Here is a 14,127-nt window from a genome sequence, read left to right as displayed (position 1 = left end):
TGAACATCCCGCAAGGTGAGGATTCACGGCGCACGCGGAAGGTGTCGCTATCGAGTCACACCTGACCAGCAAGTTGGGGAAAACTCCGAAATCGATTCGCCCGGATTCCGGCGACTCTTGTCACAGAGTCCACCGGTCTCTAGGTTAAGGACCAATTACTAGACTGCATGCGGCGGAACTAGTCACCAAAAGAGTTAGGGCGTTCAGGTTCCGGACCCGTCCGGAGCACGACGAGGGATTCCTGCATCCTGGACGCCGAGCGGAGACGAAAACATGAACTGGACAGACGAGCGCGTCGAGAAACTCAAGAAGCTCTGGAGCGAGGGCTTGAGCGCGAGCCAGATCGCGGCGCAGCTCGGCGGCGTCAGCCGCAACGCCGTCATCGGCAAGGTGCACCGGCTGAACCTGCCCGGCCGCGCCAAGGCCGGCGGCACCCAGACCGCGGCACGCCCGAAGCGTCCGGCGCCGGCGACGCCGCGCCCGTCGAATTTCGCGGCCCGTCCCGTCGCTGCCCGGCCCGTCGCCCGGCCGGCCGACAACACGCTTCCCAAGGAAGAGATCGACGTCGATTTCGAAATGCAGGCCGAGACCCTTCCGGTTCCGGCCAACGGCAACAGCGTGGTCGTGCCGATGTCGCGCCGGCTGGAGCTGACCCAGCTCACCGAGCGCACCTGCAAGTGGCCGATCGGCGATCCGCTCAATGACGACTTCCATTTCTGCGGCAATGAATCCCCCGACAATTCCCCCTACTGCACCTACCACCAGCGCCTCGCCTACCAGCCCTCGGCCGAGCGCCGCCGGATGCGGTAACGTCTACCACGGCAGGACATGCGATGCGGACCCGAGAGGGTCCGTTTTCGTTTGGAGCGACGTGCAAGCTCCCCTCTGCCGGGAGGTGTCTTGCCCCGGAAACGCAAACAGGCCCCTGAGGGCCCATTTCCGTCCTTGGGAGGAAACCCGTTCGCTCAGGCCTCCAGCGAATAGCCGGCGCCGCGCACCGTGCGGATGACATCCTGCATGTTGGCGAAGTTGAGCGCCTTGCGCAGGCGGCCGACATGCACGTCGACGGTCCGCTCATCGACATAGATATCATGGCCCCAGACGCCATCGAGAAGCTGCGAGCGCGAGAAGACGCGGCCGGGCGAGGTCATCAGGAACTCCAGGAGGCGGAATTCCGTCGGGCCGAGGCGGACCTCGCGGGTGCGGCGGTGGACGCGGTGCGTCTCGCGGTCGAGCTCGATATCGCCGCAGCGCAGCACCGTCGAGACGACCTCGGGCTTGGCCCGGCGCAGCATCGCCCGCACGCGGGCGACGAGTTCCGGCGTCGAGAATGGTTTCACGACATAATCGTCCGCGCCGGTGGCAAGGCCGCGCACGCGCTCGCTCTCCTCGCCGCGCGCCGTCAGCATGATGATCGGCAGGCGTTCGGTTTCCGGGCGCTGGCGCAGGCGCCGGCACAGTTCGATGCCGGAAACGCCTGGAAGCATCCAGTCGAGGATGAGGAGGTCCGGCATGCGCTCCTGCAAACGCATCTCGGCCTCGTCACCGTTCAGGATCGTATCGACCTCGAAACCTTCCGCTTCCAGATTGTAGCGCAGGAGGACGCTGAGGGCCTCCTCGTCTTCCACGACGGCAATTCTGGGCACCATGGAGTTGAACCTGCTCTCTTTACTCGGACGCGTCGGCGAGGCCGGCCGCGACGACGGAGGTCGAAGTGTCGTCCTTCGGGCGTTCGCCCTCCGGCTGCGATCCGGTCGCCATGTAGTAGATGGTCTCGGCGATGTTGGTCGCGTGGTCGCCGATGCGCTCGATGTTCTTGGCGCAGAACAGGAGGTGCGTGCAGGGCGTGATGTTGCGCGGGTCTTCCATCATATAGGTGAGAAGTTCGCGGAACAGCGAGGTGTAGATCGCGTCGATCTCGTCGTCACGCTCGCGGATCGCCTTGGCCTTGTCCACCGATCGGGTGGCATAGACGTCGAGCACTTCCTTGAGCTGCATCAGCGCGAGTTCGGCGAGGTGTTCGAGACCGCGGGCAAGCTTGCGGGGCATGCCCGAGCTCTGCACGGCGATGACGCGCTTGGCAGTGTTCTTGCCGAGGTCGCCGACGCGCTCCAGCTCGGCCGCGATGCGGATCGCGCCCATGATCTCGCGCAGGTCCGCGGCCATCGGCTGGCGCTTGGCGATGGTGACGATCGCCTTGTCGTTGATCTGGCGCTCGGCATTGTCGAGGATGACGTCCTCGGAAATGACCTTCTGGGCCAGAGCCGCATCCGTCGTGACGAGGGCGCGGACCGAATCCGCCACCATCTGCTCGGCCGTACCGCCCATTTCGGAGATGCGGCGGGAGAGATATTTCAGTTCTTCGTCGTAAATCGAGACAATATGGGTCGATGACATGGTTCTGTCCTTAATGCGCGCGGGTTTTCACGGGTTCGGCGACAGGCGTCAGCCGAAGCGACCCATGATGTAGTCCTGCGTGCGCTGGTCATCCGGGTTGGTGAACATCTTGTCGGTGTCGTTCTCCTCGACGAGGTTGCCGAGGTGGAACATGGCGGTGCGCTGCGAGACGCGGGCCGCCTGCTGCATCGAGTGCGTCACGATGACGATGGTGAAGTTGGCGCGCAGCTCGTGGATCAGCTCCTCGACCTTGGCGGTGGCGATCGGGTCGAGCGCCGAGCAGGGCTCGTCCATCAGGATGACCTCCGGGCTGACGGCGACGGCTCGAGCGATGCACAGGCGCTGCTGCTGGCCGCCGGAAAGGCCGGTACCGCCCTCCTGCAGGCGATCCTTCACCTCGTTCCAGAGGCCGGCCTTCTGAAGGCTCTGCTCGACGATGGCGTCCATGTCGGCCTTCGCCTTGGCAAGGCCATGGATGCGCGGACCGTAGGCGACGTTCTCGTAGATCGACTTGGGGAACGGGTTCGGCTTCTGGAACACCATGCCGACGCGGGCGCGCAGTTCCACGACGTCGATCGCCGGATCGTAGATATCGTCCGTGTCGAGCGTGATGCGGCCGGTGACGCGGCAGCCGTCGATCGTGTCGTTCATGCGGTTCAGCGTGCGCAGGAACGTCGACTTGCCGCAGCCGGACGGACCGATGAGCGCCGTCACGGTGTTTTCGCGCACATTGAGGTTGACGTCGTAAAGGGCGCGCTTCTCGCCGTAATAGACCGAGACGTCCTTGCCGATCATCTTGTAGGAAATGTCGTTCATTTTCTTGTCCAGCGCTTTCTCGACTGCTGCTTCTGACATCATGTTCATATGATCGGTCCTTCTACCAGCGCCGTTCGAAACGGCGGCGCAACAGGATTGCACCAACATTCATGAGGATGAGGAAGATGAGGAGCACGATGATGGCTCCCGAGGTGCGCTCCACGAAGGCGCGCTCGGCCTCGTTCGCCCACATGTAGATCTGCACCGGAAGGGCCGTTGCCGGATCCATCGGCGTTGCCGGAACGTCGGCGACGAAGGCGACCATGCCGATGAGGAGCAGCGGCGCGGTTTCGCCGAGCGCATGCGCAAGGCCGATGATCGTGCCCGTCAGGATGCCCGGCATGGCGAGCGGCAGGACATGGTGGAACACCGTCTGCATCTTCGATGCGCCAAGGCCGAGGGCAGCCGAACGGATCGACGGCGGCACGGCTTTCAGGGCAGCGCGGGTCGCGATGATGATCGTCGGCAGCGTCATGAGGGTCAGCACCAGGCCGCCGACGAGGGCCGCCGAGCGCGGGAAGCCCGCAAAGTTGACGAAGACGGCAAGGCCCAAGAGGCCGTAGACGATGGACGGCACGGCGGCGAGGTTGTTAATGTTCACCTCGATGAGGTCGGTGAAGCGGTTCTTCGGGGCGAACTCTTCCAGGTAGATCGAGGCGGCCACGCCGATCGGCAAGGACAGCACGAGCACGATCAGCATCATGTAGAGCGAGCCGATGAGCGCGACGCCGACGCCGGCGGCTTCCGGACGGCTCGATGCGCCGTTGACGAAGAGGCCGGTGTTGAAGTGCTTGGAAAGCGCACCGCTTTCGGCGAGCTGGTTCATCCAGCCGATCTGCCTGTCGGAGATCTTGCGGTCCTTTTCCGGCACGTCGAGGTTGATCTGGCCCTTGAAGGCCGAATCGAGGTCACCGTGCGCAAGGAAGGTCACCGGTTGCGTGGTGCCGATGATCGCGGGGTTGGCGGTGACGAGGTTGCGGAGCTGGACGCGGACGCTGTCCGAGATCATGCCGTTGACCTCGCGCATGGCGGCGCGGTCGTCCGCGGCAACGCCCAGCACCCTGGCCAGCGCATCGCGGGCGACGACCGGATAATTGGCCGAGACCAGCTTCTGCGGGTTGGTCGCGCGTTCGTTGTCCTTGTCGATGATCTGCTCCGAGAACTCCACCGGGATGGTGATCATCGACTGCTGGAAGGCGGTGTAGCCCTTGGAGACCACCGAGAACAGCAGAAGGAACAGGAAGAGGAGGCCGAAGGCGATCGCGGCCATGCCGTAGAGGCGGAAGCGGCGTTCGGCGGCGTAGCGGCCACGCAGGCCGATATCGCGGCGTTCGGGCCTGGAGGCAGCGCCTAGGGCGGCCATCGAGGGGCTCATGGAGACCTGGCTCATTCGTACTGCTCCCGGTATTTGCGCACGATGTAGAGGGCGTAGATGTTGAGGCAAAGCGTGATGACGAACAGCGTGATGCCGAGCGCGAAGGCCACCAGCGTCTGAGGCGAGGTGAATTCGAGATCGCCCGTCAGCTGGTTGACGATCTTGACCGTCACCGTCGTCATCGGCTCGAAGGGATTGAGCTGCATGCGGGCGGCAACGCCGGCGGCAAGCACCACGATCATGGTTTCGCCGACGGCGCGCGACGCGGTCATCAGCAGTGCGCCGACGATGCCCGGCAGGGCGGCCGGCAGGATGACGCGCTTGATCGTTTCCGAACGCGTCGCGCCGAGGCCGAGCGAACCGTCACGCAGGGCGCGCGGCACGGCGGTGATGATGTCGTCCGACAGCGAGGAGACGTAGGGGATCAGCATGATGCCCATGACGAAACCGGCGGTCAGGACGCTCTGCGCCTGGATGAAGCTCGAATAATTGCCGGTGACGAGGCCGCTCAGTTGGGCGGAGATGTCGCGCAGGAACGGGCCGACCGTCACGAGGGCGAAGAAGCCGTAGACGATGGTCGGGATGCCGGCGAGCACTTCGAGCAGCGGCTTGGCGACCGAGCGGACGTGGCGCGAGGCGTATTCCGACATGTAGATGGCGGCGAAGAGGCCGACCGGCACGGCGACCAGCATGGCGACCAGGCCGATATAGAGCGTGCCGGCGAGCAGCGGGATCAGGCCGAACTGGCCGGACGAATCCGTCGCGCCGGCGGCGGCGAAGCGCGGATCCCAGACCGTGCCGAAGAAGAACTCCCAGGCCGGGACCGCGTTGAAGAAGTGGACCGCTTCCGTCAGCATCGACGCGACGATGCCGACCGTCGTCAGGATGGCGATCGAGGAGGCGCCGATCAGCGCCACCAGCATCACGCCTTCGACGCGGTTGCGGGCCCGGAAACGCGGCGCGATCGACCGGTAGGCGAGCGCGCCGCCGGCGACGGCGATGATCAGCGCCAGGATCGACCGGAACGTGCTGCTCGCCGTCGTCATGCGGTTGAGATCGTCGGCGGCCTTCAGCATGTAGGGCGCCGGATCGGCTGCGAGCGGCACGCCCTTGGCAGCCAGGACCGTGCGGGCGGTCGTGCCGTCGGCATAAAGCGCCGTGCGCTCTTCGGGCGTCAGCAGCGACAGGCCGCGGGAGATGGCGCCGATCATGTTGTAGTTGAGGTTCTGCGTCGCCTGCGACTCGGCCTTCACCTCGTCGGGGAAGCCGTCGCGCACCGTCGAACTGATGTAGATCGGGCTCGCGACGAGCCAGACCAGCAGCGCGAGGACTGCGGGCAGCATCGCCCATATGGCGACGAAGGATCCGTAGTAACCCGGCCGGGAATGCAGGCTGGAAAGTTTGCCGCCGGCAAGCGCGCTGGCGCGCTGGCTTCCGACCAGATAGCCCGCCACGCCGATCACGGCGACGATGAGCAAAAGAAGGGAAATACTCATTTAGGAAATTCTCCCGGCGAGATCATCCGCCCTGGGCGTGCCTACCGCTCGCCCCGACCGTTCGACAAGGCGCCCCATTCCCGGTCGAAGAACATGACATGGGCGAAAACCGCCCGAAAGGGAGCGGCCGGCGCGGCATCTCCCGAAAGACACCGCGCCGGCCCAAGCCAATTACATGATCTTGCCGTCGACGAAGGCCTTGCGGACTTCTTCGCGCTCTGCGTCCGGAGCCGCTACGAGGCCGTATTCAACCAGCGGGGAGTCCGGGCCGATCATGTCGTCGCTCGTGAAGAACTCGACATATTCCTTGAGGCCCGGAATAACGCCGAGATGCGCCTTCTTGACGTAGAAATACAGCGGGCGCGAAACCGGGTATTCGCCGGAAGCGATCGATTCGGCGGTCGGAACGACGCCGCTGACGGTGGCGACCTTCAGCTTGTCGGCGTTGTTTTCGTAGAAGGAGAGGCCGAACACGCCGATGCCGGACTTGTTGGCGGCGATGCGGGCGAGCGTTTCGGTGTAGTCGCCGTCGATGTCGACAGCCAGACCGTCCTTACGAACGGCTACGCACTTGGAAAGCTGGTCCTTGGCGTCGGCAAAAGCGGCCTTGATGACGTCCTGGGCGCCCGCGTCCTTGCAGCCGTGAGCGAGGATCTTCTCTTCGAAGACTTCGCGCGTGCCGTGCTTGGAGCCCGGGATGTAGGCGGCGATTTCGGCGTCCGGCAGCGACGGGTTGATTTCCGTCCACTTCTTGTAGGGATTGGCAACGAGCTTGCCGTCGATGACGACTTCGGCGGCGAGCGCCTGGTAGAGGTCCTTCGGCTCGAGCTTCAGGTCGGCATTGCCGGAATCGGTGGCGAACACGATGCCGTCATAGCCGATCTTGATTTCCTGGATCTCGGTCACGCCGGCTGCCTTGCAGGCTTCGACTTCGTCACCCTTGATCTGGCGCGACGCATTGGCGATGTCGATGGTGTCCGGGCCGACGCCCTTGCAGAATTCCTTCAGGCCGCCACCCGTGCCGCCGGATTCGACGATCGGGGTCTTGAAGTCGGGGAAGGTCTCGCCGAACGTCTCCGCGACGATCTTGGCATAGGGAAGAACGGTGGACGAGCCGGCGATCTGGACCTGGTCACGCGCAACGGCAACGCCTGCGAATGCGGCGGAAGCAACGAGCGCCGCAACAGTGAGCTTAAGAGATTTCATCTGGGTTCTCCCGAAGAGGACATGTGTGGGAAGCGCTGTTCTCGCGCTCTCTGCCGTTGACCGGCGGCCCTTCTCTAAACCCCGATCGCCCTTCCTTTTATGTCAGTTTGACGAAACATTTGTGACACATCAAGCAATTGAAATTGCTTGTCTATTTTTATCAGGACGACAGGAGCGTCGCCCTTTGTGTCAGAATTTGACGGTAAAGACCGTGCCCTTGCCCACCTCGGACTTCACCACGAGGCGCGCCCGGTGGCGGGTGAGGATGTGCTTGACGATGGCAAGGCCGAGGCCCGTGCCCTTCTTGGACCGGCTTGCTTCCACGTTAACCCGATAGAAACGTTCGGTGATGCGCGGCACATGCTCCGGGGGAATGCCCGGCCCGTAATCGGTGACGTTGAGCTCGACGGGCGCTCCCCCGCCGCCGGAGAGCACCACATCCACCCGCTTGCCCTCCTGACCGTACTTGCAGGCGTTCTCGATCAGGTTCTCGAAGACCTCGACCAGCTCGTCCCGGTCGCCGGGAACGGTGACGGGATGGCGCGGCACATCGAGCACGACCTCCACGCCGAGATCGGAGGCGAGCGGCTGCAGGCTGTCGCGCACATGGCCGAGAAGTGGCACGAGATCGATGGTCTGGTCCGGCGTGAGATTGGAGCGCAGTTCGAGGCGCGAGAGCGACAGCAGGTCGTCGACCAGGCGGCTCATGCGCGTCGCCTGCTCATGCATGATGCCGAGGAAGCGCTCATGCGCCTTCACATCGTTCTTTGCCGGCCCCTGCAGGGTCTCGATGAAGCCGCGCAGCGAGGCGAGCGGCGTGCGCAGTTCATGGCTGGCATTGGCGACGAAATCGGAGCGCATGCGATCGATGCGGCGGGCCTGCGAGACATCCCGGAAGGTCAGCAGCCAGAGGGGTTCGCTCGTCCTTTCGGCGAGAGGGGCGATGCGCACGACATAGACGGTCTCCGACGGCAGACGCTCGGCATGTTCGGTCTCGCGCGGCTGGCCGCTGGCGATCGCATCGCGCACCATGTCGAGGATGCCGGGCGCGCGGATGCGGCCGGCAAGGTCGCTGCCCCGCGGGATCACACCGAAGATCGCCTCGGCCGCGCGATTCTGCAGCTTGACCGTCTCGCGGCCCGAAAGCAGCAGGGCGGGCGCATCCAGCGCACCGAGAACCGCGGCGATGGCGGAAAGATCGTCGACGGGCGGGACGGCGGGCTGAACCTCCGGCACCGGCGCGGCGGAGGTCGCCATGGTCCGGCCGCCGGTTTCCACCATGCGCCGCTCGGTGCGCAAGAGGCCGGCAACGACGAGCAGGAGGACGGCGAAGGACACCCAGCCGAGATGCAGGCCCGCAAGCCACATCATGAAGCCGACGAAGACGGCCGAGGCGATCAGCACCCGCTCGCCCCACAGTTGCGCCGCCAGCCAGCCGAGACCCGTCCGCTGATCCGCCACCGCCACCCATTCCCTCGCAAGCATCCTATCCTCCGCGACCTCCATCGATTCTCCATGGATAGCGCGGCTTCATGACATGTTTTTCACGGCGCGCTTGAATTCGCAATCCGGTTGTGGCCACCTGCGGCGATACGGCGACAGCCGCGCCCAGTTAGTTCAAGGAGTAGACGATGGCGGAAAAGGTCGAAAGCCGGGCCGTGGAACTCGATATCCAAGGCAAGAAGCGGGTATTCGATATCGACGATCCGAAGCTGCCCGACTGGATCGAGGAGAAGGCCTTCAAGTCCGACGACTATCCCTACGACAAGAAACTCGACAACAAGGAATACGAAAAGACGCTGAAGCTGCTGCAGATCGAGCTGGTCAAGGTGCAGTTCTGGCAGCAGAAGACCGGCAAGCGCGTGATGGCGGTGTTCGAGGGGCGGGATGCGGCCGGCAAGGGCGGCGCGATCCACGCCACCATGTCCTACATGAACCCGCGCTCCGCCCGTATCGTCGCGCTGACGAAACCGACCGAGACCGAGCGCGGCCAATGGTATTTCCAGCGTTATGTCGCGACCTTTCCGACAGCGGGCGAATTCGTGCTGTTCGACCGCTCCTGGTACAACCGCGCCGGCGTCGAGCCGGTCATGGGCTTCTGCACGCCGGAAGAGTATGAAAAATTCCTCAAGGCAACGCCGCGCTTCGAGAAGATGATCGTCGCCGAGGATATCCAGCTCTTCAAGTTCTGGCTCAATATCGGCCGGGAAATGCAGCTGAAACGCTTCCACGACCGCCGGCACGATCCACTCAAGGTCTGGAAACTCTCGCCGATGGACATCGCCGCACTCAACAAGTGGGGCGACTATACCGAAAAGCGCGACCGCATGCTGAAGGAGACCCATACGGACCACGCGCCCTGGACCGTGGTGCGCGGCAACGACAAGCGCCGCGCCCGCCTCAACCTCATCCGCCACATCCTCATGACGCTCGACTATGAAGGCAAGGACGAGAAGGCGATCGGCGAGATCGACAGGAAGATCGTCGGCGCGGGGCCGGGCTTCGTCAAATAGGCAGCGGCAGGCTCATTCGCCCGGCAGGATGCGGACGGCATAGAGGTTCACGCTCGCATCCCCGCCGGTGATGTCGCTGTTGAGCAGCAGCTTGCCCGGCTCGCTCGGCGAGAGCGAGCCTTCGAATTCCACCTGGAACAGGATGTCGGTACGCTCCGACACCGTGAAACGATGGCGTCCGCAGCCGCCCATCGTCCCGAAATCGCATTCGACGGTCACCTGTACGGGCTTGTCGCCGACCGCCTGCAGCGTCATGGCGATCGTCGAGGTCTTGCCGCCCATTTCGCCGAGGATCTCGGGCGAGACCGCGATCTCGACCGCGCCGTCGCGCTCGGGATTGGTGGAAGTGACGCGCACCGCCGGGCCTTCGTTCGTGCTCACCGCCTCGAAACGGCCGGCCGGCCCCGCCGAGAGCTTTGCCGTCTCGGCAGGCGCGAAGACGGCACGCCAGTCGGCGGTGAAGCGGCTCTGCGTGTCGAGCGCCTTCTTGATCGGATCCTCGCCGGAAAAGTCCTCGCCCGAAACCGTCGCGGGCGGCGTGGAATTGTCCGCACCGCTTCGCAAATCCTCGAGCAGGCCGCTCGTCCGCACCCACCAGGCCAGCGCCCCGAAGGCGGCGATCAGCGTGGCGACGACCAGCAGGAAGGAGAACAGCCGGCCGCGGCGCTTGCGCGGCTTGGCCGCCCGTTCAGGCCTGAAATCCGCGGCTTCCGCCGCGGCCGCGGCATTGGCGGCGTCTGCCGGCCGCTTGCCGCCCTTGCCAAAGCCGTCGGCGCGTTCGGGCCGGATGGCCCCGATATCGCTGCTCGCCGGCCGTTCGACCTCCATGCGCCGTTCCGTCCCGCCGCGCGGCTCGGCGTCGAGCGCCGGCTCCGGCCGGACGTCGCGTTCGGCGCGCATCACCGGCTCCGGCCGCGCTTCGACGACCGGGTCCACGCGTGTCTCGTGGCTGGGCGTGGCGACGAGCCCGGCGCGCTCTTCCGCCTCGATCTGGTGAATGGTCGCTTCCAGCCGGTGGCGCTGGGCGGCGATCGTCTCGGGATCGCGGATATCCTGCTTGCGCAGGCCCGCTTCAAGCGCATTGCGCGCCGACTGGTAGATGCGCGCCCGAACCTCGGCATTGGCGCGTTCGGAGCGCGCCAGCGCGTTTCTGATTGCCGTTTCCAGTCCGCTCACATCCGACCCTTCTGCGGGAACCGCCCAACACGCGGCGAAGATACACCTGTGGAAAGAGCCCTACTTTCCGGCTTTCGTTAGCTTTTGCGTAACGTTTGCCGGGAATTTGCGCAAGCCTTCCGGCCGAAACTGTCCCCGCTTGGCCGGGGATAAGCGCCGCGGCAGGCAGCTTCCTGGAAGCGGGCGATAACCTGCGCCCCTGCTTGCCGCCGTCCTTTCCCGCGGGAAGCAGGATCACATACCCAGCCGGGAAGCGCGCCCAGCCGCTCCCCTACCGAACAGAAAGCGGCAGCGGGATGGAGGAACCGCAGGCGAAACATGGCCGCCTGCCGTGCTCCTCTTTCCCCGGCGAAGGAAAAACGGCGGGTGGTGTGCCATATTCGATTGCCTTCCTCCGATGGGAAAGGGTCTTAAGCCACATGCACTTGTCCTGATCCTCGAATACGCCTGTCCGCCTGCTGCGCCCGAGCATTTCCCTGCTATACCGCGCTCACCTTCACCCCATCGCCAGCCGGCTCCGGCGCGTCCTTGCGCCGAACAGCATCCATCCTTCTGTTTTTATGAGATAAAGGCGCGGACCATCGCACGCACCGACCAAAGACACCCTCAAAGCCATCATCGCAAGCATCGCCCCGCGCCCCCTTTTCAGCGAAGGCGCCCGCTGTTATGGTTTTGACGTTTTCGTAAACGTCAAAACCATAACAGGACGTCCCTCATGGCCCTGCCCGCGATCCTCAAGGACAAGCTGCGCCTGCCCGTCGTCGGCGCGCCGCTCTTCATCGTCTCCCATCCCGCGCTGACCCTTGCACAATGCAAGGCCGGTGTCATCGGCGCTTTCCCGGCGCTGAATGCGCGCCCGGAATCCCAGCTCGACGAGTGGCTGGCGGAGATCACGGAGGGCCTTGCCGCGCACGACGCGAAGAACCCCGATCGTCCCGCCGTCCCCTTCGCCGTCAACCAGATCGTCCACCGCTCCAACAAGCGGCTGGAGCATGACCTGGCGATGTGCGTGAAATACAAGGTGCCTGTCGTCATCTCCTCGCTCGGCGCCGTGCCGGAGGTGAATGCGGCGATCCATTCCTATGGCGGCATCGTGCTGCACGACGTCATCAACAACCGCCACGCCCATTCGGCCATCCGCAAGGGCGCGGACGGCCTGATCGCGGTCGCCGCCGGCGCAGGCGGCCATGCCGGCACGCTCTCGCCCTTCGCACTGGTGCAGGAGATCCGCGAATGGTTCGACGGCCCCCTCCTGCTTTCCGGCGCGATCGCGACGGGCGGCGCCATCCTCGCAGCCGAGGCGATGGGCGCCGACATGGCCTATATCGGCTCGCCCTTCATCGCGACGCGCGAGGCGCGCGCCAGCGAAGCCTACAAGCAGATGATCGTCGACAGCGCGAGCGCCGACATCGTCTACTCCAACTATTTCACCGGCATCCATGGCAACTACCTGAAACCTTCGATCACCGCCGCCGGCCTCGACCCCGACCACCTGCCCGAAGCCGATCCGTCAAAGATGGATTTCGACAAGGCAACGACGGGCGCAAAGGCCTGGAAGGACATCTGGGGCTGCGGCCAGGGGATCGGCGCAGTGAAAGCCGTCGCCCCGGTCGAGGACCTCATCGCCCGGCTGGAACGCGAGTATCGCGCCGCCAAAGCCCGGATCCTCCCTGCCTGACCCTCTGATTTCGCTGCAACGCACGGGAAAAATGCGGAAGTTGAAACTCCCCGCTTGAAATCTCTTCCCATTGCGGTTATCAGCGCACCCATTCCGGTCCCGACACGCTTCGGGATCCGGCAAGGGCCGCTTTAGCTCAGTCGGTAGAGCACATCATTCGTAATGATGGGGTCACGTGTTCGAGTCACGTAAGCGGCACCATTCTCCCTCAGATCCGTAAAACGCCTGTCTAAGGCGCGGTCGTCGTTCCGGACATCTGCTTCTTCAGGCGGGTGGCGGCCATGGCGTAGCCGCCGGCGGCGCCGTCGATGAAATGCATGTGGTCGCGCTGCAGCGCCGTCGGCACGATACAGGTCATCAGCGCCGAATCCTGTCGGTGCAGGCCGAAATGGCAGATGCCGGCGCTTGCGGCCTGCTCCAGCCGGGCCTCGATCTGCCGAAACCGCGTCGCATCTATGTCGATGGTCATCTTCAGGCCGTCGTCGAACTTGCGGAAATCAGCGTTCCGGGCGACATCCTGCCGGTATGCCTTGGGGTCGAAGCGGCCGAGCGTCAGGCCGAGGCGATAGAGGCTGGCGGTCAGAAGGTGCTGCCCCAGAATGACGAACCATTGCCTGAGGCGCCTTCCCTTCGCAGCCGCCCTCGTTTCCGCCGACAATCCGGCACCCGACAGGCCGATCTGCGGGCCTTCCGGCGCGATCGGATGTCCCTCCCTCTCCTCGCCGCCGGCCAATGCGACGATCTCGAGGACCAGCGTCTCGAAGGCCTGCGCATTGTTGCGCCCGGCGGGAAGCGCGATGATCGAGACGATGTCGCCATGGCGGGAGCGGATCGGGTTCCACCGGCAGGACAGGCCGGTGAGGTCCGGATGGGCATCCGGCAATGCCGGCGGCACGGCAAAGCGGCCTTCCTTCATGCGCGCTTCGGCCCAGCTCGACCCGCCACCGGCAAACATCGCATAGGAAACGTCGGGAGTGACCTGGAACCGCGCGACGCGGACTTCCAGCCCTGCGGCAACGACCTCGGCCACGGGAACGAGCGCGGCGCGCAGCGTCAGCCCGAGCTCGTTGCGGACCCAGTTTTGCACCGCCGAAAGGGCGTTGCGCGCCCGCTCGGCACCCGACGGCGGCACGGCGACGAGCGCGCCATCGCCGCCGAAGACGAAGGGGAGGTCGTTGTTGCCCACCGCATTCAGGATGGCCGAGATGACGCTGGCGCCGGCCATGTTGACCGCCTTGTAGCGGCCGGCCTCGATCGCGCCCGTGGAATCGACGATATCGGCCGTCGCCAAAGCCCAGTCGGGCGGCAGCGCCCGGTAATTCGTGCTGTCGGCGACGCCTGCAAAATCGACGAAGACGGGAAGCGCGCGGAAGAAGGATTCGCTGGAAAGCTGGCTCATGCTGCAAGGCTACCATATTCGCGCAGGGCAGACGACGGCGGTTCTCCGGCAAGGAGCCCGCCGGTTCGGGC

General features: G+C 64.9%; 12 protein-coding genes and 1 tRNA gene. 4 read left to right on the top strand and 9 right to left on the bottom strand.

Annotated features, from left to right (window positions below; all coding sequences use genetic code 11):
- The first annotated feature begins 273 nt into the window (after positions 1–273).
- A complete protein-coding gene (locus EV665_RS09590; RefSeq protein ID WP_064328703.1) occupies positions 274–810 on the top strand; it encodes a GcrA family cell cycle regulator in 537 nt (178 codons plus the stop codon).
- Positions 811–965: 155 nt separating this feature from the next.
- Here EV665_RS09590 and phoB read toward each other — a convergent pair whose 3' ends face one another.
- From phoB to phoR, 7 genes are all read right to left on the bottom strand, one after another.
- Positions 966–1,649, bottom strand: coding sequence for a phosphate regulon transcriptional regulator PhoB (gene phoB / locus EV665_RS09585; RefSeq protein WP_064328702.1), 684 nt, complete (start codon positions 1,647–1,649; stop codon positions 966–968).
- A gap of 19 nt (positions 1,650–1,668) precedes the next feature.
- Positions 1,669–2,397 (bottom strand): phosphate signaling complex protein PhoU, encoded by a 729-nt coding sequence (phoU, locus tag EV665_RS09580; protein ID WP_064328701.1) that lies wholly within the window; start codon positions 2,395–2,397, stop codon positions 1,669–1,671.
- Between the two features lie 48 nt (positions 2,398–2,445).
- Positions 2,446–3,261, bottom strand: coding sequence for a phosphate ABC transporter ATP-binding protein PstB (gene pstB, locus EV665_RS09575; protein WP_064328700.1), 816 nt, complete (start codon positions 3,259–3,261; stop codon positions 2,446–2,448).
- Positions 3,262–3,274: 13 nt separating this feature from the next.
- Positions 3,275–4,603 carry a phosphate ABC transporter permease PstA gene (gene pstA / locus EV665_RS09570; RefSeq protein ID WP_133033924.1) on the bottom strand — a complete coding sequence of 443 codons (1,329 nt, stop codon included), beginning with the start codon at positions 4,601–4,603 and terminating at the stop codon, positions 3,275–3,277.
- Positions 4,600–6,084 carry a phosphate ABC transporter permease subunit PstC gene (gene pstC, locus EV665_RS09565; RefSeq protein ID WP_133033923.1) on the bottom strand — a complete coding sequence of 495 codons (1,485 nt, stop codon included), beginning with the start codon at positions 6,082–6,084 and terminating at the stop codon, positions 4,600–4,602. Before pstC ends, pstA begins: the two co-directional genes overlap by 4 nt.
- A gap of 171 nt (positions 6,085–6,255) precedes the next feature.
- Positions 6,256–7,290 (bottom strand): substrate-binding domain-containing protein, encoded by a 1,035-nt coding sequence (locus EV665_RS09560; protein WP_064328697.1) that lies wholly within the window; start codon positions 7,288–7,290, stop codon positions 6,256–6,258.
- A gap of 189 nt (positions 7,291–7,479) precedes the next feature.
- Positions 7,480–8,775 carry a phosphate regulon sensor histidine kinase PhoR gene (gene phoR, locus EV665_RS09555; protein WP_084438239.1) on the bottom strand — a complete coding sequence of 432 codons (1,296 nt, stop codon included), beginning with the start codon at positions 8,773–8,775 and terminating at the stop codon, positions 7,480–7,482.
- A 146-nt stretch (positions 8,776–8,921) separates the two neighbouring features.
- On the opposite strand from phoR, the gene ppk2 reads away from it, so the two are divergent.
- Positions 8,922–9,803, top strand: a complete 882-nt coding sequence (gene ppk2 / locus EV665_RS09550) for a polyphosphate kinase 2 (protein ID WP_064328696.1) — start codon at positions 8,922–8,924, stop codon at positions 9,801–9,803.
- 12 nt (positions 9,804–9,815) lie between these two features.
- Here the strand turns inward: ppk2 and EV665_RS09545 are convergent, their stop codons facing one another.
- Positions 9,816–10,979: a biotin transporter BioY gene (locus tag EV665_RS09545; protein WP_133033922.1), complete on the bottom strand. Its 1,164-nt coding sequence runs from the start codon at positions 10,977–10,979 to the stop codon at positions 9,816–9,818.
- A 715-nt stretch (positions 10,980–11,694) separates the two neighbouring features.
- Between EV665_RS09545 and EV665_RS09540 the strand changes: the two genes are divergently transcribed.
- Positions 11,695–12,657 carry an NAD(P)H-dependent flavin oxidoreductase gene (locus EV665_RS09540; RefSeq protein WP_133033921.1) on the top strand — a complete coding sequence of 321 codons (963 nt, stop codon included), beginning with the start codon at positions 11,695–11,697 and terminating at the stop codon, positions 12,655–12,657.
- Positions 12,658–12,782: 125 nt separating this feature from the next.
- Positions 12,783–12,858: transfer RNA gene (locus EV665_RS09535), tRNA-Thr, on the top strand.
- Between the two features lie 28 nt (positions 12,859–12,886).
- On the opposite strand, the gene EV665_RS09530 is transcribed toward EV665_RS09535, so the two are convergent.
- On the bottom strand, positions 12,887–14,056 hold the full coding sequence (locus tag EV665_RS09530; RefSeq protein WP_133033920.1) for a DUF3095 domain-containing protein: 1,170 nt from the start codon (positions 14,054–14,056) through the stop codon (positions 12,887–12,889).
- Positions 14,057–14,127 lie beyond the last annotated feature (71 nt).

The sequence above is a fragment of the Shinella granuli genome, assembly GCF_004341885.1.
GTDB classification, from domain to species: Bacteria; Pseudomonadota; Alphaproteobacteria; order Rhizobiales; family Rhizobiaceae; genus Shinella; species Shinella granuli.
The sequence above is the reverse complement of the archived record's forward strand: the minus strand, read 5'-3'. Positions and strand labels throughout refer to the sequence as shown.